At 55.2% G+C, this 498-nt stretch carries 1 protein-coding gene; it reads left to right on the forward strand.

Annotated elements, in window-relative coordinates; all coding sequences use genetic code 11:
* Positions 1 to 16: 16 nt before the first annotated feature.
* Positions 17 to 498, forward strand: a 482-nt coding sequence (locus EXE42_RS16705) for an exodeoxyribonuclease VII large subunit (protein ID WP_158293773.1), incomplete at its 3' end; no start/stop codon positions are given.

Raw genomic sequence — 498 nt, forward strand, 5'->3', positions numbered from 1 at the left:
TCATAGGCGTGAGCGAATGGCCGTTGACGATGAAATTGGGAGTGGGAACGCGGAAGCCAATGAAACGGCGTGGTCAGTAGCCAGGCTCAACGACGAGATCGCGGCAACCCTCGAATCCGCAGCTGACCGATTTCCAACGTATGTCGTCGGCGAAGTATCGGATGCGACAGCGAAGGGGTATGGAACGTTCTTTACGCTACGTGATGTCGACGGCGACGAAACAATCCAGTGTATTATTTGGTCATCGTACCGTGATCGGATTGAGGGGGATATCACAGAGGGCGAGGAGGTGATCGTCCGTGCGAACGTCGATTTCTACACAGATGGCGGCCGGACCCAGCTCAACGTCAAAAACTACTGGCCGGTCGGCAACTCTGAGCGGTCTCAACAATTAGAAGCATTGCGTGCTGAACTGGCCGATGAGGGCCTCTTCGCTGATGATCGCAAACAGCCGGTGCCGTCATTTCCGTCGAATATCGGCATCGTCACCTCACTCAC

Origin of the sequence: Halorubrum sp. SP3 (assembly GCF_005435195.1) — an archaeon.
GTDB classification, from domain to species: domain Archaea; phylum Halobacteriota; class Halobacteria; order Halobacteriales; family Haloferacaceae; genus Halorubrum; species Halorubrum sodomense.